Annotated in this window: 1 protein-coding gene; it reads right to left on the bottom strand. The window is 52.2% G+C overall.

The genetic code is table 11. The features are described 5' to 3' along the window. The coding region (locus J8L71_RS18445) for a hypothetical protein (RefSeq protein WP_211001816.1) at nucleotides 1-301 on the bottom strand (301 nt) is incomplete at both ends.

The following is a 301-nucleotide window of genomic DNA, read 5'->3' as shown; positions in this document are numbered from 1 at the left end:
TACTACCAGTGCCCACGCCGCATGGAACAACGTAGCTGGACTTATCCGGCGAGCCTGACACAAGGCTCTCACCCTATGGGCAAGATCCTCTGGCAAAGTCTGTTTTGCGTATTCAATACCACGGCCATCACCTTGCGTATCCTGCAAACCAAACGGTAATGTAGGTTCATTTACACCCCCTAACAGCTCCGTAAAGAACCCTTTAGCATCTAGCGTTGCAGCCTGATGCAACGTATGGGCAACAAACTCTCGGTACGGTGTCGGCGCTGGCAAACTCGTTTCGCCGTCAGATAACAACGTC

It is taken from the genome of Pseudoalteromonas sp. MMG007 (genome assembly GCF_018100985.1).
GTDB lineage: Bacteria > Pseudomonadota > Gammaproteobacteria > Enterobacterales > Alteromonadaceae > Pseudoalteromonas.
Note: the sequence above shows the minus strand (reverse complement) of the source record. Positions and strands in the feature narration are given on the sequence as shown.